This is a genomic window from Mesorhizobium sp. M4B.F.Ca.ET.058.02.1.1 (assembly GCF_003952505.1).
GTDB lineage: Bacteria > Pseudomonadota > Alphaproteobacteria > Rhizobiales > Rhizobiaceae > Mesorhizobium.
On sequence record NZ_CP034450.1, the window covers coordinates 5,988,331 to 6,008,515 of the forward strand.

Sequence of the window (20,185 nt, forward strand, 5' to 3'; positions counted from 1 at the left end):
TCAGGTCTCCAGTCGCGGACGATAAAGGACTCGTCTTTTCCGGGCGCGATCCCTAATCTCTTAGGAGCAAGGGTCAAGTCCCGACCACGGTGCAAGGAGTTCCTTCGTGCGCACCCCGGCAAGACCGCCGCTGGATGGCTTGAAGAAAAGGCTCGACCGCTCGCGCGCCGAGCGCGAGCGCATGCCGCGCGACGGCTTCCTGCGCGAGACCTTCATCCTGCCGCGTTCGGACGCCCGCCTGAAGGCCAAGGAATGGTTCGAGCGCTTCCCCAAGCAGGCCTACTGGACCGAGATCGAAAGCTGGTTCGAGCGGCCAGGCGACGTCATCGAATTCACGATAAGGCGGCTGCCGGCGGCGGATTGAGAGTGGCGGCCCCAGTGGGGTGATCAGCGCGCTATCAGCCTTCGCGCTCCGGTGCCCTCCCGCGCCAGCCGGTCTTCCTTGTTCCTGAGCGGGCATCTGTCGATCGACATGCAGCCGCAGCCGATGCAGTCGCTCAGGCCGTCGCGCAGCTTCTTCAGCTGGTTGATCTTGTGGTCGAGCCCGTTGCGCCAAGCCGTCGAAAGTAGATTCCAATCCTCGCGCGTCGGCGTGCGGCCCTCGGGCAGGGATTGCAGCGCCGTGGCGATTTCGGCCAGCGAGATGCCGACTTCCTGGGCGACGCGGATGATCGCCACGCGCCGCAGCACGTCGCGGCCGTAGCGCCGCTGGTTGCCCGCCGTGCGGTGGCTGCGGATCAGTCCGCGCGTCTCGTAGAAATGCAGCGCCGATACAGCCACGCCGCTGCGCATGGCCACCTGGCCGACCGTCAGTTCCGTTGCTGGAGCCATCTCCCACTTTCCGCTTGACCTCAAGTTAGGTTGAGCTTGTAGCGAAGAAATCCTGATCGGGCAAATGCAGGAGAAGGCAATGTGCGCCTGGGCGAGACTGACTGGAGAAACCACCGCCGTCGGCGATGGCAGGGATGGCGGATTGCGGATCCTATCCGAGCAGGCGGATCGCTTCGCCCGCGACCATGGCGACAGACAGCGCGACGTTGATGCTGCGCGCGCCTGGCCGCAGCGGGATGGTCAGTCGCGCATCCGCAGCGTGATGGACCGGATCCGGCACGCCTGCGGATTCGCGACCGAAAAGCAGGACGTCTCCATCGGCAAAGGCAAAGTCCGTATAGGCGGCGGCGGCTTTGGTGGTGAGCAGCACCAGCCGCCGCGCGTCGCCCGCGCGCCATTGCTCGAAGGCGTGCCAGTCGACATGCCGGGTCAGATCAGCCATTTCGAGGTAGTCCATGCCGGCCCGTTTCAGCGCCCGGTCGGAGAGCGGGAAGCCGGCCGGCTCGATGATGTCGACACCGAGGCCGAGGCAAGCGGCGAAGCGCAGGATCGTTCCGGTGTTGCCGGCAATGTCAGGCTGGTAGAGCGCGATGCGGAGACGGTCGTTCATTTCCGCGTCTTTCTAATAAGTGGCAGATCGGCCACAGGGATTTCCAGGTTTCGCAGATTGCTGGACTGGCGGGTGGCCATTTTCTGCGAAGTCGAGTATACGCCTTTCATCGTCAACCCGAACCGATGGAGGGGGAATTCATGATGACCATGCACAACCAGCGCCCCTCCTGGGGGCTTATGCGCCCCGCGGCGGTTTCGGTACGACGATTCTCCTGACTCTCTAAGACTTGATCGCTCCGATTCCCGCCGAACCCAGTTTTCGGTTCTCGAAGGAATCCTGCGATGTTTTTCAGACGCCCAAAGGGGCCTGACGCCCCACCTGACCGTGCTCTGACTGACGCCTGCCGTCATGTCCGGACCGACGCTGCGCGCACCGACGTACCCGGCCCCTTCGGCCGAATGCCGGAGGTCGATGTTGCGTCACCCTTTTTATCGCATTTGCACATGGAGGATGGACCGATGTTCGATCCCTACAAAATACCCGGCTCAAGAAACCTGCACGAGCGCAGAATGGCGACCTGGGCGCTGCTGGTCGGCGAGACCTACTCGTCGGCAGTGCACGCCGAGACGCGCCGGCGTCCGCATCGCGGCATGCTGCCGGACGTCGACTTCTCACGCGCCGTGCCCGATCACAGCCGGCCTTCGCTGGTGCGTCGCCTCATCAGGCTGATCCGGCCCGGCGCGAAAAGCCGGGCAGGTGCCAGTTTTTCGTCCGCAAACTCTGGGGCGTCAGGATCGTCGGCTGAGCCTGTCGGCGAAAAGCCCGCGACACCCTATATAGCGCGAAGCAGGGCCGGCGATGCAGATGATTCTGCATCGCCGGCCCGCGGCGCTGCACGGTCGAGGAAGCTTGTCCATCAATCCCGCGCCGCGTGAGCGCATAGACAGTCGAGTGCCTGCAATGTTCCGCTGGTTTGAAAACAAGCTCGATCCGTTCCCGGCCGCGGAGCCGGTCGAACCGCCCAAGACGCTGGTCGCCTTCTGCGTGCACTACACGCGCGGCGCCTGGCCCTACATCATCCTCGACGCGCTCCTGGTGACGGCGATTGCCGTCGCCGAAGTGTGGATGTTCGGCTTTATGGGCCGCATCGTCGACTGGCTCTCGGGGCAAAATCGCGAGACCTTCCTGCAGACCGAGAGCTGGAAGCTCGCAGGCATGGCCTTCATCGTGTTGTTCGCGCTGCCGGGCACCGTGTGGTTCCACTCGCTTCTTAACCAGCAGACGCTGATGGGCAACTATCCCATGCGCATCCGCTGGCAGGTGCACCGCTACCTGCTGAAGCAGTCGATGACCTTCTATCAGGACGAGTTCGCCGGCCGCATCGCCACCAAGCTGATGCAGACGGCGCTCGCCGTGCGCGAGTGCGTCATCAAGCTCATCGACGTGCTCAACTACGTCATCGTCTACTTCCTTGGCATGCTGTTCATCGTCGGTTCGGCCGACTGGCGGCTGGCGACGCCGCTCGCTATCTGGCTGGTCGGCTATATCGGGCTGCTACGCTATTTCATCCCGCGGCTCGGCAAGGTCGGCGAGGAGCAGGCCAATGCGCGCTCGACCATGACCGGCCGCGTCGTCGACAGCTACACCAACATCCAGACGGTGAAGCTGTTTTCCCATGCGCGCCGCGAAGCGTCCTTCGCCAAGGAGGGCATGACGGGCTTTCTCGAGACGGTCTACCGGTCGATGCGGCTGGTGACGGTGCTCTACGGCCTGCTCTACATCCTCAACGCGCTGCTCCTGTTCTCGGTCACCACGCTGTCGCTGTGGCTGTGGCTCGGCCAGGCGGTGACGATCGGTGCGGTCGCCGTGGTGATCGGCCTGGTGCTGCGCATGTGGGGCATGTCGCAATGGATCATGTGGGAGATGTCGGGCCTGTTCGAGAATATCGGTACGGTGCAGGACGGCATCGCGTCGATCTCGCTGCCGCGCCTGGTCGATGACAGGCCGGACGCCAAGGACATCGCCGTCAGCCAAGGCGAGATCCGCTTCGAGGACATCCGTTTCCACTATGGCAAGCAAAAGGGCGTCATCGAGAATCTGTCGCTGACCGTGAGGCCGGGCGAGAAGGTCGGCATCGTCGGCCGCTCGGGCGCCGGCAAGTCGACGCTGGTCAACTTGCTCCTGCGCTTCTACGACTTGGAAAGCGGCAGGATCCTCATCGACGGCCAGGAGATCGCTGCGGTGAGACAGGATTCGCTGCGCGCGCAGATCGGCATGGTGACGCAGGACACCTCGCTGCTGCACCGTTCGGTGCGCGAGAACATCCTCTACGGCCGGCCGGATGCCACCAATGAGATGCTGGTCGAGGCGGCGGAGCGGGCCGAGGCGATCGACTTCATCGGCGGGCTGATCGACGCCAGCGGACGCACGGGTTTCGACGCCCATGTCGGCGACCGCGGCGTCAAATTGTCCGGCGGCCAGCGGCAGCGCATCGCCATTGCCCGCGTCATGCTGAAGGACGCGCCGATCCTCATCCTCGACGAGGCGACGTCGGCGCTCGATTCCGAGGCCGAAGCCGCGATCCAGGAAAACCTCTACCGGCTGATGCAGGGCAAGACCGTCATCGCCATCGCGCACCGGCTGTCGACTATCGCTGCGATGGACAGGCTCGTCGTCATGGACAAGGGTCGCGTCATCGAGGAGGGTTCGCACGAGGATCTCGTCGCCAAGGGCGGGCTCTACGCGCAGCTCTGGCAACGCCAGTCGGGCGGTTTCCTGCTTGATGAGGCTCCGGCCGAGGCCGACAACGACGTTATTGCCAAGGGTGAAGCCGCGGAATGATGCAAGCCGTCTATCGCTGGTTCGAGCACTGGGTCTATCCATTCCGCGAGCCTGCGTCTCTTCGGCCACCCGCGGGTGTCGGCGGCTTCCTCTGGCACTATGTCGGGCAGGCGAAGCTCGCCTTCTTCGCCATGCTGGTCATTGGCGGCATCGCGCCACTGGTCGAGGCCGGGCTGTTCTATTTCGTCGGACGGCTGGTCGACATCCTCGATCAGCTTCCCGGCGAGCGCAGCTGGCATGCGCTGTGGACCGCCGCCGGCCCTGAACTCCTGTTCATGGGCGCCGTGGTGCTTGTCATACGCACGGCCGTGGTCGGCCTGTCGGCACTGGTCGACGAGCAGACGATCACGCCCGGCTTCTACAATCTGGTGCGCTGGCAGGCGCATCGCCATGTCTCGCGTCAGTCCTACGCCTTCTTCCAGAACGACTTCGCCGGCCGCATCGCCACTAAGGTCTGGCAGGCTGGCCAGGCGACCGGCGACCTGATGGAGAGCTTCATCGAGGTCATCTGGTTCATGATCGTCTATACGGTGACGACGCTGGCGCTGGTCGCCGGCCTCGATTTCAGGCTGGCAGTGCTTGTGGTGATCTGGATCGCCGCCTTCGGCTTTCTGGCCAAGCGCTATCTGCCGGCGATCCGCAGGCACGCCGAGGCCACCGCCGAGGCCGGCTCGATGATCAACGGCCGAATCGTCGATTCCTACTCCAACGTGCAGACGCTGAAGCTGTTTTCGGCCGATGGCGACGACCGCTACATCCGGAGCGGCTTCGACATCTATCTCGATGCGCTTCGTCCGTTCACGCGCCGGCTGACCGGCGTGCGCATGGCGCTGACGACGCTGTCGGGCGTCATGATCACCACCATCGCCAGCTTTGCCATCTATCTCTGGGTCGAAGGCTCGATCACCGTCGGCGCCGTCGCCTTCACGCTTTCGCTCGTCTTGCGGCTCAACATGCTACTGGGCCGGGTGATGATGCAGCTCAACGGCATCCTCAGGAATCTCGGTGTGCTGGAGAACTCCAAGGCGTTGATCTCGCAGCCGCTCGGCCTCATCGACGCGCCGGAGGCCAAGGAATTGATCGTGGCCGGCGGCCGCATCGATGTGAAGAACGTGACCTTCCACTACGGCAAGGGGGCCGGCGTGCTCGACGGCATCGACCTCGTCGTCAGGCCCGGCGAGAAGGTCGGGCTGGTTGGCCCATCGGGAGCAGGCAAGACGACGCTGGCCAACCTGATCCTGCGCCTCTACGACCTCGAGGGCGGCAAGATCCTGATCGACGGCCAGGACATCGCGCAGGTGACACAGAATTCGCTGCGCGCCAATATCGGCGTGGTCAGCCAGGACACGGCCTTGTTCCATCGCTCGCTGCGCGACAACATCAAGCTCGGCATGCCGGACGCGACCGAGGCGCAAGTGATCGCGGCGGCGCGGAAGGCCGAGGCACACGAGTTCATCACAGGCCTGCGCGACAATCGCGAGCGCACCGGCTACGAAGCCTATGTCGGCGAACGCGGCGTGAAGCTGTCAGGCGGCCAGCGCCAGCGTGTGGCAATCGCTCGCGTCTTCCTCAAGGATGCGCCGATCCTGATCCTGGACGAAGCGACGTCGGCGCTCGATTCCGACATCGAGGCGGCGATCCAGGAAAACCTGGCGCGGCTGATGGAAGACAAGACCGTGATAGCCATCGCGCACCGCCTGTCAACGATCGCCGCGCTCGATCGGCTGGTCGTGCTCGACGGCGGGCGCATCGTCGAACAGGGCACCCATGACGAGCTGGTGGCGCTGGACGGGCTTTACGCGCGGCTCTGGAAGCGGCAGTCCGGCGGTTTCCTGTTCAATGAGGAAAGCGTGCTGGAAGAGACGCGGCCGGCGGAGTAGGAAGAGGAATGTCGGTTCGCATGCCTTCGTATTTTGGACGAGCGGGCGCGCAGGACAACGCGCTCGACCTGCTCGGCCACGAAATCCTCGCCGAGAAGGCGGCGGCGCTCGGCCGCGCCGGCCAGCGCGTCGAGCAGACGCTGGCGAGACTGCGCGAGGATGGCGGCGATGAGGAAAGGCGGCCCCGGCTCCTCAAGGATGCCGCCGAGGCCGTCCATGCCTACTTCATCCAGCGCGAGCTCTGCGGCCTGCGCAAGCACGATGCGGTCATCCGCGAATACAATATCCCGAGAGCGGTTCTGGTCAGGCTCGGCGCGAAATAGGCGCTGCCTTCGGGACTCTTGCCGAACAGGAGGTTCGGGATCTACTCCAGCCACTCGGTGACGAAGCTGCCGTTCTCGTGGATATCGATGGTCTCCAGCGGGCCGGGACCGAGATTGGTGAATTTGTGCGGCGTGTTGGGCGGCACGATCAGGATCTGGCCCGCGAATGCCTCGATCTCCCGGTCGCCGACCGTGAACAGGCCGCTGCCCTGGCGGACAATGAATATCTCGCTGTACGGGTGCCGGTGCAGGCGCGGGCCGCCACCGGTGCCGGGCAGAAAGTTGAAGATCAGGCAGGAGTTGGAACCCCAGGCGCCGCACTCGAGTTCGCCTTGCCAACGGTCGGGCATCCTGGCCCATTTGTCGCGGTCGATGACATGCGCCATGACGGCAGGATAGACCGAGCCGGCGCCTGCTGTCGAGGCAAAGGCGCGGCACCGGTTTGCCATTGTTTTTCCCCCCGTTTCCGGCCAGTTGGCGATCCTTCGGCGCGGTGCCACCCGGCGCCGGATTTAGCCCCCGCGACAATCTGACCTTGTGCCTTCACCCGACTGGACAAAAACTGGCTTCACGCATAAACCGAACTCCAAATGCCGGAGGAATTCGCTAGCCTGTTCGCCATGCGCTGTCGGGCCGGCGCGATTGAGCGGGGACAAGGCTCGGCCGCCGGCACGGAAGAGGCGAAAGGATCAGGCACCCGTGAGCGCAACCGATACCCACGATCCCAACCGTCGTGATTTCCTCTATGTCGCCACCGGCATGGCCGCGGTGGTCGGCGCGGGGGCTGTCGCATGGCCGTTCATCGATCAGATGCGCCCCGACGCCTCGACACTGGCGCTGGCCTCGGTCGAAGTGGACGTCTCCTCGCTGACGCCGGGCTCGTCGCTGGTCGTCAAGTGGCGCGGCAAGCCGGTCGTGGTGCGCAACCGCACCGAAAAGGAGATGAAGGACGGGGAGGCCGTCGATCTCGCCGACCTGAAGGACCCGATCGCCCGTAACGCCAATTTGCCGGCCGACGCTCCGGCGACCGACGCCAACCGCACGACGCCCGGCAAGGAAGCCTGGATGGTCATGGTCCAGGTCTGCACCCATCTCGGCTGCATCCCGCTCGGCCAGGAAGGCGATTTCGGCGGCTGGTTCTGCCCGTGCCACGGCTCGGTGTACGACACCGCCGGCCGCATCCGCAAAGGCCCGGCGCCCGAGAATATGGCGGTGCCGGTATTCAAGTTCATTTCCGATACCAAGATCCTTATCGGTTGAGGCAGGGGATATTTCGATGAGCGAGGGACACTCGACCTATACGCCCAAGACCGGTATCGGACGCTGGTTCGACGCCCGCATGCCGCTGCCCAGGCTGGTCTATGACAGCTTCGTCGCCTATCCGGTGCCGCGCAACCTCAACTACATGTGGACCTTCGGCGGCATCCTGTCGATCATGCTAGCGTCGCAGATCCTGACCGGCATCGTTCTGGCGATGCACTACACGTCCGACACCACTCTCGCCTTCGATTCGGTCGAGAAGATCATGCGCGACGTGAATTCGGGCTGGCTGCTGCGCTATCTCCATTCCAACGGTGCCTCGTTCTTCTTCGTCGCCGTCTACATCCACATCTTCCGCGGCCTCTATTACGGTTCCTACAAGGCGCCGCGCGAGCTGCTGTGGATCCTCGGCTGCATCATCTACCTGTTGATGATGGCCACCGGCTTCATGGGCTACGTGCTGCCGTGGGGGCAGATGAGCTTCTGGGGCGCCACCGTCATCACCGGCTTCTTCAGCGCCATTCCGCTGGTTGGAAACTGGATCCAGGAGCTGCTGCTCGGCGGCTTTGCCGTCGACAACCCGACGCTGAACCGCTTCTTCGCGCTGCACTACCTTTTGCCGTTCATGATTGCCGGCGTCGTCGTGCTGCATATCTGGGCACTGCATGTCGTCGGGCAATCGAACCCGACCGGCATCGAGGTCAAGTCGAAGACCGACACGGTCGCCTTCACGCCCTACGCGACCATCAAGGACGCGTTCGGCATGATCGTGTTCCTGTTCGTCTTCGCCTATTTCGTCTTCTACCTGCCGAATTTCCTCGGCCACCCGGACAACTACACGGTGGCCAACCCGCTGAAGACGCCGGCCCACATCGTTCCGGAATGGTACTTCCTGCCGTTCTACGCGATCCTGCGCGCCATCACCTTCAATATCGGGCCGATCAACTCCAAGCTCGGCGGCGTGCTGTGCATGTTCGGCGCCATCGCCATGCTGTTCCTGGTGCCTTGGCTCGACACCTCCAAGGTGCGCTCGGCGGTCTACCGACCCTGGTACAAGCTGTTCTTCTGGCTGTTCGTGGCCGACGCCATCCTGCTCGGCTGGCTGGGTTCGCAGCCGGCGGAAGGCAGCTACGTCTTCATGGCGCAGATGGCAACGCTGTTCTACTTCGCCTTCTTCCTGGTTGCGCTGCCGGTGCTCGGCCTGATCGAGACGCCGCGGCGTCTGCCGAACTCGATCACCGAGGCGGTGCTGGAGAAGAACAAGGGTGCCGGCGCCGGCCATCCGGCTGGCGCGAACGCCGCGCCGGAAACCAAGGGCTGAGAATCTAAGGGGATTTGGGTATGAAAAAGATTCTCACCTCGCTGGCTCTGCTTGGCTTGCTGGCCGCGGGCACCGCGGCCATCGCCGAGGAGGAACACAACGCGGCCGCACCGACACATTTCCCGATCGACGAACCGAAGGAAATGAGCTGGAGCTTCGCCGGACCATTCGGCACCTATGACAAGGCCCAGCTGCAGCGTGGCCTGAAGGTCTACAAGGAAGTCTGCTCGGCCTGCCATTCGATGAACCTGGTGGCCTTCCGCACGCTGGAAGGGCTCGGCTATTCGGACGCGCAGGTGAAAACGCTGGCCGCCGAATACACGATCCATGACGGTCCCAACGATGCCGGCGACATGTTCGACCGCCCTGGCAAGCCGTCCGATCACTTCCCGGCGCCGTTCGCGAACGAGCAGGCGGCCGCTTCGGCCAATGGCGGCGCCGCTCCGCCCGACATGTCGCTGCTGGCCAAGGCACGCGGCGTCGAGCGAGGCTTCCGGCGCTTCGTCTTCGATATTTTCACCCAGTACGCCCAGGGCGGCCCGGACTACATCCATTCGTTGCTCACCGGCTATGACCAGACGCCGCCGGCCGGCATGGTGATTCCAGAGGGTACGCACTACAACCCGTACTTCCTGTCCGGCGTGTCGCTGAAGATGCCGAAGCCGCTCTCCGACGGCCAAGTGACCTATGACGACGGCTCGCCGCAGACGGTGGACCAGTATTCGCGCGACGTCTCGGCCTTCCTGATGTGGGCGGCCGAGCCGCACCTGGAGGACCGCAAGAAGACCGGCTTCCGCGTGCTGGTGTTCCTGGCGTTGTTCGGCGCCCTGGTCTACATGACCAAGCGCAAGGTATGGGCCGACGTGGCGCACTGAGCCGGGACTTGCCGGAAAAATGCGAGGGCGCCGGACGGCGCCCTTTTCTTTTTCGGCTCTAGCCGGCAAAACTCTACGGCAACGGATCAACCGCCCATGAAATCCTCTCTCGAAGAAACGCTGCTCGCGGCCATCCGCACCATTCCCGACTATCCGAAGCCGGGCATATTGTTTCGCGACATCACCACCTTGCTCGGCAATGCCCGTGCCTTTCGTCGCGCCATCGACGAGCTGGTGCATCCCTATGTCGGGCTGAAGGTCGACAAGATCGCCGGCATCGAGGCGCGCGGCTTCATCCTCGGCGGCGCCGTCGCCCATCAGCTATCTGCCGGCTTCGTGCCGATCCGCAAGAAGGGCAAGCTGCCCTACGAGACGGTGCGCGTCGCCTACAGCCTGGAATACGGGCTGGACGAGATGGAGATGCACAAGGATGGCGTTTCGGAGGGCGAGAAGGTGATCCTGGTCGACGACCTGATCGCCACAGGCGGCACGGCGGAGGCGGCGGTGAAGCTTTTGCGCCAGATTGGCGCCGACATCGTCGCCGCCTGCTTCGTCATCGACCTGCCGGACCTCGGCGGGCGCCAGAAGCTCGAAGCGCTCGGTGTGCCGGTAAGGACGCTGATCGGGTTCGAGGGGCACTAGTGAATAGTGAATAGTGAATAGTGAATAGTGAAGATCATTGCTCAATGAGAGACGCTGGGTCTCTACCTGCCGCTCACTACTCACCATTCACCATTCACCATTCACTACTCCACCTTCACCAGCACCGCGCTGTCGAATTCGATGACCTTGTCGCCTGTCGAATCGAAGGCTTCGCAGCGCAGCGTGAGCAGGTTCCAGCCGGGACGCGCGGCAAGCGGGCGGTGGGCAAGCGCGGTGCGCGAGAAGGTGACGGTCTCGCCGGCATAGACCGGTTTCAACCATTTCAGGTTCCGGAAGCCGGGCGAGGGGCCGAATTCGGGTTGTGGGCCCGGGCCTGTCCAGCGCACGCCCTCGGTCTCCATGCGCTTTTCGAGATTGTATTTCATCCAGGTGGCCGCGGTGTGCCAGCCCGAGGCGCATAAGCCGCCGAGCACGCTGTTCTTCGCGGCCTCCTCATCGACGTGGAAGACCTGCGGGTCGTATTTGCGGGCGAAGGCCTTGATCTCGTCCGGACCGAATTTGTGCGCGCCGAGCGTGACGGTCTGGCCGATCAGGAAGAACTCGTCCAAAGTCATGACGGGTCCTTTGCGGCATCACGCGCGAGGAACATGCCGGTGTTCTCGAGCTCGAAGACGCTTTCGCCGCGTTGGTTGAACAGTTCGCTGCGCATGGAGACGAGGCCGAGCTGAGGCCGCGACTTGGACTGGCGCTTGGCGAGCACGGTGACCGTGCCGCAAAGCGTGTCGCCGGCCAGGACCGGTTTCTTCCATTTGACGTGGTCGATGCCGGGCGAGCCTTGCGAGGTCGAGTCCAGCAAGAAGGCGTCGCACAGCATGCGCATGAACATCGCGCAGGTGTGCCAACCCGAAGCCGACAAGCCGCCGAGGATGCTGGCCTTGCCGGCCGCCTCGTCGAGGTGCATCGGCTGGGCATCGAACTCGCTGGCGAATTCGATGATCTCCGCAGCGCTTACATTTTTCGTGCCGAGGTCGTGCGAGGCGCCCTCGACGAAATCCTCATAGGCCCAGGTCTTTCCGGTCATGGTCCATTTCCGATTAGGCGAACGCGCGATCCCGAGGATCGGGCATCCCGGATGCCGGCCAACAGGCATTTGGTCAAGTCATTTCTGGTGAGCCAGCCGGAGGGCGGCGCCGCCGTCAGAGCCAGCCGCGGCGGCGGAAATACCAGAAGGGCAGGATCGCCGAGATCACCATCATGGCGATGGCGAAGGGGTAGCCGAACTCCCATTTCAGTTCGGGGATTACATTGAAATTCATGCCGTAAATCGAGGCGACCAGCGTCGGCGGCAGGAAGATGACGGCGGCGACCGAGAAGATCTTGATGATGGCGTTCTGCTCGATCGAGATCATGCCAAGGGTGGCGTCGAGCAGGAACGAAATCTTCTGCGACAGGAAGGTGGCGTGGTCGGCGAGCGACAGCACGTCGCGCGACAGGGTCTTGACGCGGGCGCGGATGTCCTTGCTCATCTTGGTCTGGGTCGCGACGTGGGCGAGGAAGCCGGCCAGGCGCTGCAGCGAGATCAGGCTGTCGCGGATCGAGGAGGCGATGTCCTCCTTGCGGCCGATGGCCTTGAGCAACTCCTGGAAGTCGCGGTTGCGCTTGGAGACCTTGGTCGACCTGGCCTCGAAGATATCGCGCGAGATCGCTTCCACGTCGCGGCCGGCGCGCTCCAGAATGTCGGCGAGGCGGTCGACGATCGCTTCCAGTAGGCCGATCAGGATGGTGTCGCCGCTGGTGCAGCCGGTCGCCACCTTCTCGGCGCGCAGCGGAAACGTCTTGAAGGCCTTCGGTTCGTGATAGCGCACGGTGACCAGACGGCTGCCGGCCAGCGCGAAGGTTACCGGCGACATCAACGGGTCGTCGGCCTCGGTCTGGGCCGGCAGCGTCGCGGTCATGAAATAGGCGCCGTCCTCGATGTAGAGGCGACTGGAGATTTCGATCTCCTCCATCTCCTCGCGCGTCGGGATGGCGACGCCGAGCCAGCTCTCGATGGCGGTTTCCTCGTCCTTGGTCGGATTGAAAAGATCGGCCCAGACAACCTTGTCGCCATTTGCCACAAGGTCATCAACCAGACGCAGCCGATCATTGTCCACGACGAATGCCTTGATCATCGCCGGATCTCCCTTGCTGGATCGAAGAGATTTTCGTTCGAAGCGTCGTCAGGACTGCATGGGCTTCGAGGAGCCCGCGAGCACCAGCCGATTAGACCTGCGGCATGATGAGGTCAAGACAGGCGACGGGAGGGCGCAATCTGCCGGACGCGCGCCGCCGCGAGCATCAGGTGTTGAACTTGAACAGCATGATGTCGCCGTCCTGAACGACATACTCCTTGCCTTCGTCGCGCGCCTTGCCGGCCTCCTTGGCCGCGACTTCGCCGCCGAGCGTGACGAAGTCGTTGTAGGCGATGGTCTGGGCACGGATGAAGCCGCGCTCGAAATCGGTGTGGATGACGCCGGCCGCCTGCGGCGCCTTATCGCCTTTGTGGATAGTCCAGGCGCGCGTCTCCTTCGGTCCGACGGTGAAATAGGTGATGAGATGCAAAAGGTCGTAGCCGGCGCGGATCACCTTGTTGAGACCCGGTTCGTCGAGGCCGAGCGAGGCGAGGAACTCCATCTCCTCGTCGTCGGAAAGCTGGGCAACCTCCGCTTCGATCGCTGCCGAGATGACGACGGTGCCGGCGCCCTGAGCGGCGGCCATCTTTTCCACGGCCTTGGAGTGCTCGTTGCCGGTCGCGGCATCGGCCTCGGCGACGTTGCAGACATAAAGCACCGGATGCGAGGTGAGCAGGTTCAGCCCCTGCAGGATGCGCAGATCCTCCGGTCCTATGCCCTTTAGCAGGATGCGGGTCGGCTTGCCCGCCTGCAGCAGTTCGAGCGCTGCCTCCATCATCGGCAGCACGGCCATCGCTTCCTTGTCCTTGCCGGCGGCGCGCTTGCGGAACTGGACGATGCGGCGCTCGAGGCTTTCGAGGTCGGCGAGCATCAGCTCGGTCTCGACCGTCTCGGCGTCGGCGACGGGGTCGATGCGGCCCTCGACATGGGTGATGTCGTCGTCCTCGAAGCAGCGCAGCACATGGACGATGGCGTCAACCTCGCGGATGTTGGCGAGGAACTGGTTGCCCAGCCCTTCGCCCTTGGAGGCGCCGCGCACCAGGCCGGCAATGTCGACGAAGGAGATGCGGGTCGGGATGATCTCCTTCGACTTGCCGATGGCGGCGATCTTCTGCAGGCGCGGGTCCGGCACCGCCACCTCGCCGGTGTTTGGCTCGATGGTGCAGAACGGGTAGTTGGCGGCCTGCGCCGCCGCCGTCCTGGTCAGCGCGTTGAAGAGCGTCGACTTGCCGACATTAGGCAAGCCGACGATGCCGCATTTGAAACCCATTGTGTCCGGTCCTATCGGGAAATCGAAATTTGATCAGGGCTATGGGCGAAAGGAGTGACGAACGTCAACCCCTCGGCCGCCATCCCCGGCGACGTTCAGCCCTTGCCGCCGAACAGCTTCTTCAGCATGGCGGCCATCGGGCCCGTTTCGGGCAGCTTTGCCGGCGCCTGCTGCGGCCTGGCCTGGCGGATGTGGCTCTGCGCCTTTGGCGCCTTGGGTGGCGGGCGATCGTCGTCGCCGGTCGGCGTCAGTTTTTCACGCAGGGCGAGCGTGATGCGGTTCATGAAGGAATTGTCGTCGCCCTTGGCCAGCAGGCCGGCGTCGTCGGCGATGGTGTCGAGCAGAACCTCGAGCCATTCGCGGTCCGCCTTGGCGAAGTCGCCAAGCACGTGGCCGTGCACCATTTCCTTGACGCCCGGATGGCCGACGCCGACACGCACGCGGCGATAGGCTTTGCCGACATGGTCGTCCAGCGAGCGGATGCCGTTGTGGCCGCCGGAGCCGCCACCGACCTTGACCCGAACCTTGCCGGCGGCAAGGTCGATCTCGTCATAGAAGACGGTGAGCGCGGCAGGTTCGAGCTTGTAGAAGCGCAGCGCCTCGCCGACCGCCTGGCCGGACAGGTTCATGAAGGTCTGCGGTTTGATCAGGAGGATCTTTTCGCCGGCGAGCGTGCCTTCGGCGATCAGGCCCTGGAATTTCTTCGACCAGGGCGAAAAAGAATGGCGGCGGGCGACTGCGTCCACCGCCATGAAACCGACATTGTGCCGGTTGTTGGCATATTTCGCGCCCGGATTGCCGAGGCCTGCGAACACAAGCATCGTCGTCTCCGGGCGGGAAAATTACTTCTCTTCGGCGGCCGGAGCCGCTTCGGGCGCTGCCGCCTCGGCCGTCTCTTCCACCTCGGGCTTCATCGCCGAGGAGCCGGCAATGGTCGCGATGGTGAAGTCGCGGTCCGAGATCACCGGCTTGACGCCGGCCGGCAGCGTGACCGCCGAGATGTGGATCGAGTCGCCGATATCGGTGCCGGCGAGATCGATGGTGATGAATTCCGGGATCGCATTGGCCGGGCAGTGGAACTCGACCTCGTGACGCACGATGTTGAGCACGCCGCCACGCTTGATGCCGGGCGACTTGTCCTCGTTGATGAAGTGGACAGGCACGTCGACATTGACCTCGGTGTCCTTGCCGATGCGCAGGAAGTCGACATGGACAGGGAAATCCTTGACCGGGTCGAGCTGGAAGTCCTTGGGCAGAACCTGGATCTTGCTGCCGCCGACATCGATCGTGGCCACCGTGGTCAGGAACCCGCCGCCGTGGATCTTGTAGTAGACGTCCTTGTAGTTGAGGGCGATCGCCAGGGGAGGCTGCTTGTCGCCGTAAATCACTGCAGGCACTTTACCGTTGCGGCGAACTGCACGGGCGGACCCCTTACCGACCTGTTCGCGCGCTTCGGCCTTGAGCTCGTAAGTATCGTGGCTCATGGCATTTCCTTTCGCGTGTTGTGGAGCGTTTGCGGCAGGCAATATGCCCAGCCGAAACGTCGAAAGCCGCCAGGCCTGGATGTCCGAACGCCGGTGGCCGCCAGAAGCGGACCTTTGTTCGGGGATCACAAGGGAAGGCAGCCTTCCGCCGCGTTGCCTCCAAGGGTGTCTACGCGGGTGGCGGCTCTATAGCGGAAGGCGGGCGCAGGCGCAAGCGGTTGGTCTGGAAGGCTTTCGCGACATTTCCAATGTCGAAAGCATACAGTCAAGAATCCCGTCCGTCCGGATGTAGGATCGGGCAGGCTTCAATCGTCCTGCGGCAGTTGTCTCAACCAATCCGTGAGGATCCGATATGAAACTCCTGTTCAGCCGCAATCCCAATCCTCGCCTTGGAGTCGCGACGGCACGCCATCTCAAGGCGGACGTTACGTTCGAATTCGCCTCACCCATGGTATCGGGGCAGGCCGAGCGCTATCGCGTGCTCAACCCAAATCTGACCTTGCCGATACTGGTCGGCTCCGGATGGAGCCTGTGGGAAGCCGACGCCATCGCCTGTCGGCTCTCCCGCGAGGTGGGCTCGAATTTTTGGCGCGGCGGGGACGATGAGCCGGACATGATCCGCTGGATAAGCTGGGGCAAGGAGAATTTCGCCAGAGGCTGCGACATGGTGCATTTCGAGCGCGGCACCAAGCAGCGCTGGGGGCTGGGTCCTATCGACCAGGCCCTCGTCGAGGAAGGCTTCAGGGTTTTCCACGCGGCTGCCGCCATCCTCGCCCCGGTGCTCGCGCAAAGGGAGTGGCTGGTCGGAAATTCCGTCTCCTACGCCGACTTTCGCATGGCGACGTTTCTGCCCTTCAACGATGCTGCCGGGCTACCGCTCGACGACTATCCGTCGATACGTCGCTGGTATGACCAACTCGAGGCGATCGATGCATGGCGCGATCCTTTCGCGGGTCTCGAGGCGCCGCCATTGCCGCGCGTGAAGAGTTACATTTCCAACGGTCGGCCCGGAACAGCGGTCTGATCGGCAGCCAGCGCCTCGCGCAAGGCCCAGACTTTTTGGGTGAGCGAATCGATCTCGGCCAATGTCATCCCGGAGCGCTCGATGAGCGTTTCACCCAGACAGTTGCATTGAGTGAGCAGCGCCCGGCCGGCCACGGTGAGATCGACCTGCACCTGGCGTTCGTCGGCATGGCTGCGCTGGCGGCTCACAAGACCGGCCTGCTCCATGCGCTTGACCAGAGGCGTCACGGTGCTCGATTCCAGCGCCAGCCTGCGCGCGATCGCGCCGACCGACATGCCATCTGCCTCTCCCAGGGCGTTGAGCACGAGATATTGCGGGTAGGTAATCCCCATCTCGTCGAGCATGGGCTTGTAGGTGCGGTTGATCGCCATGCTCGTGGCGTAGAGGGCGAAACAGAGCTGATTGTCCAACGGGAGAGGCACGGCGAATTCCTTTTGCCGACTGAGCATTTCTCAATGTTTACCACGAAAAATGATATCGCGATACATATTTCTTATGGACAAGGGGTTCGATCTGCGCTAACCACATTGTTGTCGCGATATTGATTATCGCGAAAATAATCAATGGAGATTGAGATGACCAAGCCCGGCAGCAGCACGATCGCCACCAAGGACGGAACCGAGATTTTCTACAAGGATTGGGGAGCCGGCCAGCCTATCGTCTTCCATCACGGCTGGCCGTTGAGCAGCGACGACTGGGACGCCCAGATGCTGTTCTTCCTTTCGAAGGGCTATCGCGTCATCGCTCATGACCGGCGCGGCCATGGCCGTTCCACCCAGACGGATACCGGCAACGAGATGGACACTTACGCCGCCGATGTCGCCGAACTCGCTGCGCATCTCGACCTCAAGAACGCCATCCATGTCGGCCATTCCACCGGCGGCGGCGAGGTGGCCCGCTACGTTGCCAAATACGGTGCTGGCGGCCGCGTCGCCAAGGCGGTGCTGATCGGCGCCGTGCCGCCGATCATGCTCAAGACCGCGGCCAATCCCGGCGGCCTGCCGATCGAGGTGTTCGACGGCTTCCGCTCCGCCCAGGCCGCCAACCGCGCCCAGTTCTTCCGCGATGTTCCGGCCGGCCCGTTCTACGGCTTCAACCGTCCCGGCGCCGAAGTCTCGCAAGGCGTCATCGACAATTGGTGGCGCCAGGGCATGATGGGCGGCACCAAGGCGCACTACGACTGCATCAAGGCATTCTCGGAAACCGACTTCACCGAGGACCTTAGGGCAATCGACGTGCCGGTGCTGGTGATGCATGGCGACGACGACCAGATCGTGCCGATCGCGGACTCCGCGCTGCTGGCCATCAAGCTGCTCAAGAAGGGCGAGCTCAAGGTCTACAAGGGCCTTCCGCATGGCATGGCCACGACCCATGCCGACATCATCAACGCCGACCTTCTGGCCTTCTTCAAGGCGTAAGGCCTTTCGGAACACAAGACACCCGCCATCTGGCGGGTGTTCTTGCGTCAGGCCGTGCCGATATCAGGCGATGCTCAAGCCGCCGTCGATCAGAATTTCCGCACCGACGATGAACGGGCATTCGTCCGAAGCGAGAAAAACCACTGCGTTGGCAATTTCCTCGGCGGTCCCGAAACGACCGGCAGGCACCAGGCCGACCACCGCCTTGGCGCGCGCCTTCGCCGCTTCGGGATCCAGCCCGAGCTTGTCGTTGAGCGGCGTGTCGATCGGACCCGGGCTGATCACATTGGCGCGGATGCCGCGCCCTATGAGTTCGCCGGAGAGCGTTCTGGCGAGCGAGATCATGCCGGCCTTGGCGAGCGAATAGACGTGTGTCCCGGCCATTCCCATATGTGCGTTGACCGAGCCGCTGAGGATGATCGAGGACGGGTTCGAAAGCAGCGGCACCAGCGCCTTGATCAGGAAATACGGGCCTTTGAGGTCGATATCGATGCTCCTGTCGAACGCCGCCTCGGTCCAGTCATCGAGCGGGCGTAGATCGGCGATGCCGGCGTTGAGGAAGACGGCGTCGAGCCTGCCGAAGGTTTCTCCGATCTGTCGCGCGATATCGTTTTGCGTCGTAATATCGCCGGCGTCGGCGGCGATGACAAACGTATCGCCGCCAAGAATCTTGCGGGCCTCCTCGAGACGGCTCGTGTTGGTGCCAGTGATGGCGACACGAGCGCCTTCCTCAATGAAGCGCCGCGCCGTCGCCAGACCGATGCCGCTGGTGCCGCCGGTAATCAGCGCGACCTTGTCTTTAAGTCTGGACACTACAGATTGCCTCATCTCGCTCGTAGCGCAGCGCACCGATCGGGCGCTGAGCCCGGCACCTTAGTTCAAGTTGAAGGCGTTCGCGCTACGTCTCGTGATGTCGCGCACACGTTTCAAACACTAACAGGCTTTCGCCTGGCGTGTGGAGAGAGAATCCATGAGCGCGTGGCAACTGCCACGAGCTCACGTCGAGTCCCGAAGATCGGCGGTTCCTTAGCGGGTCGCCGCTTCCGCCTTCCGCGCTTCCTTCATGTTCGGCAAGAACACCGTCAGCAGGCCGAGCAGCGGCAAATACGAGCAGACCTGGTAGACGAAGTCGATACCCTTCATGTCGGCCAGGACGCCGAGCACGGCGGCGGCGATGCCGCCCATGCCGAAGGCGAAGCCGAAGAAGATGCCGGCGATCATGCCGACCCTTCCAGGCACCAGTTCCTGCGCGAAGACGACGATGTTGGAGAAGGCCGACGACAGGATCAGACCGATCAGCACCGTCAGCACCATCGTCCATTCGAGGTTGGCGTAGGGCAGCGCCAGCGTGAAGGGCAGCACGCCGACGATCGAGAACCAGATCATCGCCTTCTGGCCATAACGGTCACCGAACGGGCCGCCGAGCAGGATGCCCAGCGCCGAGGCGCCGAGGAACAGGAACAGCATGACCTGCGAAATCTGCACCGAAACGCCGAACTTATGGATGGCGTAGAAGGTGTAGTAGCTGGAGATCGAGGCGATGTATGCGTTCTTGGTCAGCACCAGCAAGGTCAGCACGGCCAGCGCCCACATGACCTTGCGGCGCGGGAAGGGCGAGACGAGGCTTGCCTGCTTGCGGCTGGCGAGCGAAGCGCGCAGCCGGCTGTACCAGCCGCCGACCTGCCAGAGAACGATGATGCCGATCAGCGAGCCGACGGCGAACCAGGAGATGCTGGTCTGGCCGAAGGGCACGACGATGAAGGCAGCGAGCAGCGGCCCCATCGCCTGCCCGAAATTGCCGCCGACCTGGAACAGCGACTGGGCGAGGCCGAAGCGGCCGCCCGACGCGAAGCGGGCGATGCGCGAGGATTCCGGATGGAAGATGGCCGAGCCGATGCCGATCAGCGAGGCGCCGATCAGCAGCAGCCAGTAGTGGCCGGCATGTGCGAGCACGACCAGTCCGATCAGCGAGGAGGCCATGCCCCAAGGCAGCGAATAGGGCATCGGCCGCTTGTCGGTGATAGCGCCGATCAGCGGCTGGAGCAGCGACGCCGTCACTTGGAAGGTGAAGGTCAAAAGCCCGATCTGCCAGAAGTCGAGGCCGTAATTGTCTTTCAAAAGCGGATAGATGGCCGACAGCAGCGACTGCATGATGTCGTTGACGCAATGGCAGAAGCTCACCGCAAGAATGACGGTGAAGGCCGTCGCTTGCGCCGAAGTGTGGCTGGCCGGCGCCGGAGTGGCGACGGCGGTGGCTGTGGTGTCGGTCAAGGCATGCTCCGTGGTCTTCCTGGCGGCGATCCGCAGGCAGCCTTATAGGATGGTTGCAAA

23 protein-coding genes are annotated in these 20,185 nt (G+C 63.5%); 11 read left to right on the top strand and 12 right to left on the bottom strand.

Features of this window, described 5'->3' with window-relative positions:
* The first annotated feature begins 106 nt into the window (after positions 1–106).
* On the top strand, positions 107–364 hold the full coding sequence (locus tag EJ073_RS29180; protein ID WP_126058664.1) for a hypothetical protein: 258 nt from the start codon (positions 107–109) through the stop codon (positions 362–364).
* 23 nt (positions 365–387) lie between these two features.
* Here the strand turns inward: EJ073_RS29180 and soxR are convergent, their stop codons facing one another.
* The gene (gene soxR / locus EJ073_RS29185; RefSeq protein ID WP_126058665.1) at positions 388–831 is read right to left on the bottom strand and encodes a redox-sensitive transcriptional activator SoxR; all 444 of its coding nucleotides are present in this window, start codon (positions 829–831) and stop codon (positions 388–390) included.
* A 151-nt stretch (positions 832–982) separates the two neighbouring features.
* Positions 983–1,441 (bottom strand): tRNA (cytidine(34)-2'-O)-methyltransferase, encoded by a 459-nt coding sequence (locus EJ073_RS29190; RefSeq protein WP_126058666.1) that lies wholly within the window; start codon positions 1,439–1,441, stop codon positions 983–985.
* Between the two features lie 461 nt (positions 1,442–1,902).
* Between EJ073_RS29190 and EJ073_RS29195 the strand changes: the two genes are divergently transcribed.
* Genes EJ073_RS29195 through EJ073_RS29210 form a run of 4 tightly spaced genes read left to right on the top strand, consistent with a single transcriptional unit; the run spans position 1,903 to position 6,428 of the window.
* Complete coding sequence (locus tag EJ073_RS29195; protein WP_245455414.1) at positions 1,903–2,319, top strand: hypothetical protein; 417 nt, start codon at positions 1,903–1,905, stop codon at positions 2,317–2,319.
* A gap of 25 nt (positions 2,320–2,344) precedes the next feature.
* The gene (locus EJ073_RS29200; RefSeq protein ID WP_126058668.1) at positions 2,345–4,225 is read left to right on the top strand and encodes an ABC transporter ATP-binding protein; all 1,881 of its coding nucleotides are present in this window, start codon (positions 2,345–2,347) and stop codon (positions 4,223–4,225) included.
* Positions 4,222–6,105, top strand: coding sequence for an ABC transporter ATP-binding protein (locus EJ073_RS29205; RefSeq protein ID WP_126058669.1), 1,884 nt, complete (start codon positions 4,222–4,224; stop codon positions 6,103–6,105). The genes EJ073_RS29200 and EJ073_RS29205 overlap by 4 nt, the downstream gene beginning before the upstream one ends.
* 8 nt (positions 6,106–6,113) lie before the next feature.
* Complete coding sequence (locus EJ073_RS29210) at positions 6,114–6,428, top strand: DUF6665 family protein (protein WP_126058670.1); 315 nt, start codon at positions 6,114–6,116, stop codon at positions 6,426–6,428.
* A gap of 41 nt (positions 6,429–6,469) precedes the next feature.
* Here the strand turns inward: EJ073_RS29210 and EJ073_RS29215 are convergent, their stop codons facing one another.
* Positions 6,470–6,814 (bottom strand): cupin domain-containing protein, encoded by a 345-nt coding sequence (locus tag EJ073_RS29215; RefSeq protein ID WP_126059383.1) that lies wholly within the window; start codon positions 6,812–6,814, stop codon positions 6,470–6,472.
* Positions 6,815–7,187: 373 nt separating this feature from the next.
* Here EJ073_RS29215 and petA point away from each other — a divergent pair, with 373 nt between their 5' ends.
* From petA to EJ073_RS29235, 4 genes are all read left to right on the top strand, one after another.
* Positions 7,188–7,688, top strand: a complete 501-nt coding sequence (petA, locus tag EJ073_RS29220) for a ubiquinol-cytochrome c reductase iron-sulfur subunit (protein WP_245455790.1) — start codon at positions 7,188–7,190, stop codon at positions 7,686–7,688.
* A gap of 16 nt (positions 7,689–7,704) precedes the next feature.
* Positions 7,705–9,009, top strand: coding sequence for a cytochrome b N-terminal domain-containing protein (locus EJ073_RS29225; protein ID WP_126058672.1), 1,305 nt, complete (start codon positions 7,705–7,707; stop codon positions 9,007–9,009).
* 20 nt (positions 9,010–9,029) lie between these two features.
* Positions 9,030–9,884 carry a cytochrome c1 gene (locus EJ073_RS29230; protein WP_126058673.1) on the top strand — a complete coding sequence of 285 codons (855 nt, stop codon included), beginning with the start codon at positions 9,030–9,032 and terminating at the stop codon, positions 9,882–9,884.
* A 96-nt stretch (positions 9,885–9,980) separates the two neighbouring features.
* Positions 9,981–10,526, top strand: coding sequence for an adenine phosphoribosyltransferase (locus EJ073_RS29235; protein WP_126058674.1), 546 nt, complete (start codon positions 9,981–9,983; stop codon positions 10,524–10,526).
* Between the two features lie 104 nt (positions 10,527–10,630).
* On the opposite strand, the gene EJ073_RS29240 is transcribed toward EJ073_RS29235, so the two are convergent.
* From EJ073_RS29240 to EJ073_RS29265, 6 genes are all read right to left on the bottom strand, one after another.
* Entirely contained in the window at positions 10,631–11,101 is a 471-nt protein-coding gene (locus EJ073_RS29240; RefSeq protein ID WP_126058675.1) for a MaoC family dehydratase, read from the bottom strand.
* A complete protein-coding gene (locus EJ073_RS29245; RefSeq protein WP_126058676.1) occupies positions 11,098–11,568 on the bottom strand; it encodes a MaoC family dehydratase in 471 nt (156 codons plus the stop codon). The genes EJ073_RS29240 and EJ073_RS29245 overlap by 4 nt, the downstream gene beginning before the upstream one ends.
* 115 nt (positions 11,569–11,683) lie before the next feature.
* On the bottom strand, positions 11,684–12,658 hold the full coding sequence (gene corA, locus EJ073_RS29250; protein ID WP_126058677.1) for a magnesium/cobalt transporter CorA: 975 nt from the start codon (positions 12,656–12,658) through the stop codon (positions 11,684–11,686).
* Between the two features lie 166 nt (positions 12,659–12,824).
* Positions 12,825–13,928 carry a redox-regulated ATPase YchF gene (gene ychF, locus EJ073_RS29255; RefSeq protein ID WP_126058678.1) on the bottom strand — a complete coding sequence of 368 codons (1,104 nt, stop codon included), beginning with the start codon at positions 13,926–13,928 and terminating at the stop codon, positions 12,825–12,827.
* 95 nt (positions 13,929–14,023) lie between these two features.
* Positions 14,024–14,749 carry an aminoacyl-tRNA hydrolase gene (gene pth / locus EJ073_RS29260; protein ID WP_126058679.1) on the bottom strand — a complete coding sequence of 242 codons (726 nt, stop codon included), beginning with the start codon at positions 14,747–14,749 and terminating at the stop codon, positions 14,024–14,026.
* A 21-nt stretch (positions 14,750–14,770) separates the two neighbouring features.
* Positions 14,771–15,412, bottom strand: coding sequence for a 50S ribosomal protein L25/general stress protein Ctc (locus EJ073_RS29265; protein ID WP_126058680.1), 642 nt, complete (start codon positions 15,410–15,412; stop codon positions 14,771–14,773).
* Between the two features lie 352 nt (positions 15,413–15,764).
* Here EJ073_RS29265 and EJ073_RS29270 point away from each other — a divergent pair, with 352 nt between their 5' ends.
* Complete coding sequence (locus EJ073_RS29270; protein WP_126058681.1) at positions 15,765–16,436, top strand: glutathione S-transferase family protein; 672 nt, start codon at positions 15,765–15,767, stop codon at positions 16,434–16,436.
* Here the strand turns inward: EJ073_RS29270 and EJ073_RS29275 are convergent.
* Positions 16,400–16,858, bottom strand: a complete 459-nt coding sequence (locus EJ073_RS29275) for a MarR family transcriptional regulator (RefSeq protein ID WP_126059384.1) — start codon at positions 16,856–16,858, stop codon at positions 16,400–16,402. The genes EJ073_RS29270 and EJ073_RS29275 overlap by 37 nt on opposite strands.
* A gap of 153 nt (positions 16,859–17,011) precedes the next feature.
* On the opposite strand from EJ073_RS29275, the gene EJ073_RS29280 reads away from it, so the two are divergent.
* A complete protein-coding gene (locus EJ073_RS29280; RefSeq protein ID WP_126058682.1) occupies positions 17,012–17,854 on the top strand; it encodes an alpha/beta hydrolase in 843 nt (280 codons plus the stop codon).
* A 63-nt stretch (positions 17,855–17,917) separates the two neighbouring features.
* Here EJ073_RS29280 and EJ073_RS29285 read toward each other — a convergent pair whose 3' ends face one another.
* Both EJ073_RS29285 and EJ073_RS29290 read right to left on the bottom strand, forming a co-directional pair.
* On the bottom strand, positions 17,918–18,667 hold the full coding sequence (locus EJ073_RS29285; protein ID WP_126058683.1) for an SDR family oxidoreductase: 750 nt from the start codon (positions 18,665–18,667) through the stop codon (positions 17,918–17,920).
* Positions 18,668–18,880: 213 nt separating this feature from the next.
* Complete coding sequence (locus EJ073_RS29290; protein ID WP_189375492.1) at positions 18,881–20,125, bottom strand: MFS transporter; 1,245 nt, start codon at positions 20,123–20,125, stop codon at positions 18,881–18,883.
* Positions 20,126–20,185: the final 60 nt, after the last annotated feature.

What these genes read in the sequence shown, in the direction of transcription:
- soxR (WP_126058665.1), bottom strand. Translation starts at nt 831, where the DNA reads ATGGCTCCAGCAACGGAACTGACGGTCGGCCAGGTGGCCATGCGCAGC.
- EJ073_RS29190 (WP_126058666.1), bottom strand. Translation starts at nt 1,441, where the DNA reads ATGAACGACCGTCTCCGCATCGCGCTCTACCAGCCTGACATTGCCGGC.
- EJ073_RS29195 (WP_245455414.1), top strand. Translation starts at nt 1,903, where the DNA reads ATGTTCGATCCCTACAAAATACCCGGCTCAAGAAACCTGCACGAGCGC.
- EJ073_RS29200 (WP_126058668.1), top strand. Translation starts at nt 2,345, where the DNA reads ATGTTCCGCTGGTTTGAAAACAAGCTCGATCCGTTCCCGGCCGCGGAG.
- EJ073_RS29205 (WP_126058669.1), top strand. Translation starts at nt 4,222, where the DNA reads ATGATGCAAGCCGTCTATCGCTGGTTCGAGCACTGGGTCTATCCATTC.
- EJ073_RS29210 (WP_126058670.1), top strand. Translation starts at nt 6,114, where the DNA reads ATGTCGGTTCGCATGCCTTCGTATTTTGGACGAGCGGGCGCGCAGGAC.
- EJ073_RS29215 (WP_126059383.1), bottom strand. Translation starts at nt 6,814, where the DNA reads ATGGCGCATGTCATCGACCGCGACAAATGGGCCAGGATGCCCGACCGT.
- petA (WP_245455790.1), top strand. Translation starts at nt 7,188, where the DNA reads ATGGCCGCGGTGGTCGGCGCGGGGGCTGTCGCATGGCCGTTCATCGAT.
- EJ073_RS29225 (WP_126058672.1), top strand. Translation starts at nt 7,705, where the DNA reads ATGAGCGAGGGACACTCGACCTATACGCCCAAGACCGGTATCGGACGC.
- EJ073_RS29230 (WP_126058673.1), top strand. Translation starts at nt 9,030, where the DNA reads ATGAAAAAGATTCTCACCTCGCTGGCTCTGCTTGGCTTGCTGGCCGCG.
- EJ073_RS29235 (WP_126058674.1), top strand. Translation starts at nt 9,981, where the DNA reads ATGAAATCCTCTCTCGAAGAAACGCTGCTCGCGGCCATCCGCACCATT.
- EJ073_RS29240 (WP_126058675.1), bottom strand. Translation starts at nt 11,101, where the DNA reads ATGACTTTGGACGAGTTCTTCCTGATCGGCCAGACCGTCACGCTCGGC.
- EJ073_RS29245 (WP_126058676.1), bottom strand. Translation starts at nt 11,568, where the DNA reads ATGACCGGAAAGACCTGGGCCTATGAGGATTTCGTCGAGGGCGCCTCG.
- corA (WP_126058677.1), bottom strand. Translation starts at nt 12,658, where the DNA reads ATGATCAAGGCATTCGTCGTGGACAATGATCGGCTGCGTCTGGTTGAT.
- ychF (WP_126058678.1), bottom strand. Translation starts at nt 13,928, where the DNA reads ATGGGTTTCAAATGCGGCATCGTCGGCTTGCCTAATGTCGGCAAGTCG.
- pth (WP_126058679.1), bottom strand. Translation starts at nt 14,749, where the DNA reads ATGCTTGTGTTCGCAGGCCTCGGCAATCCGGGCGCGAAATATGCCAAC.
- EJ073_RS29265 (WP_126058680.1), bottom strand. Translation starts at nt 15,412, where the DNA reads ATGAGCCACGATACTTACGAGCTCAAGGCCGAAGCGCGCGAACAGGTC.
- EJ073_RS29270 (WP_126058681.1), top strand. Translation starts at nt 15,765, where the DNA reads ATGAAACTCCTGTTCAGCCGCAATCCCAATCCTCGCCTTGGAGTCGCG.
- EJ073_RS29280 (WP_126058682.1), top strand. Translation starts at nt 17,012, where the DNA reads ATGACCAAGCCCGGCAGCAGCACGATCGCCACCAAGGACGGAACCGAG.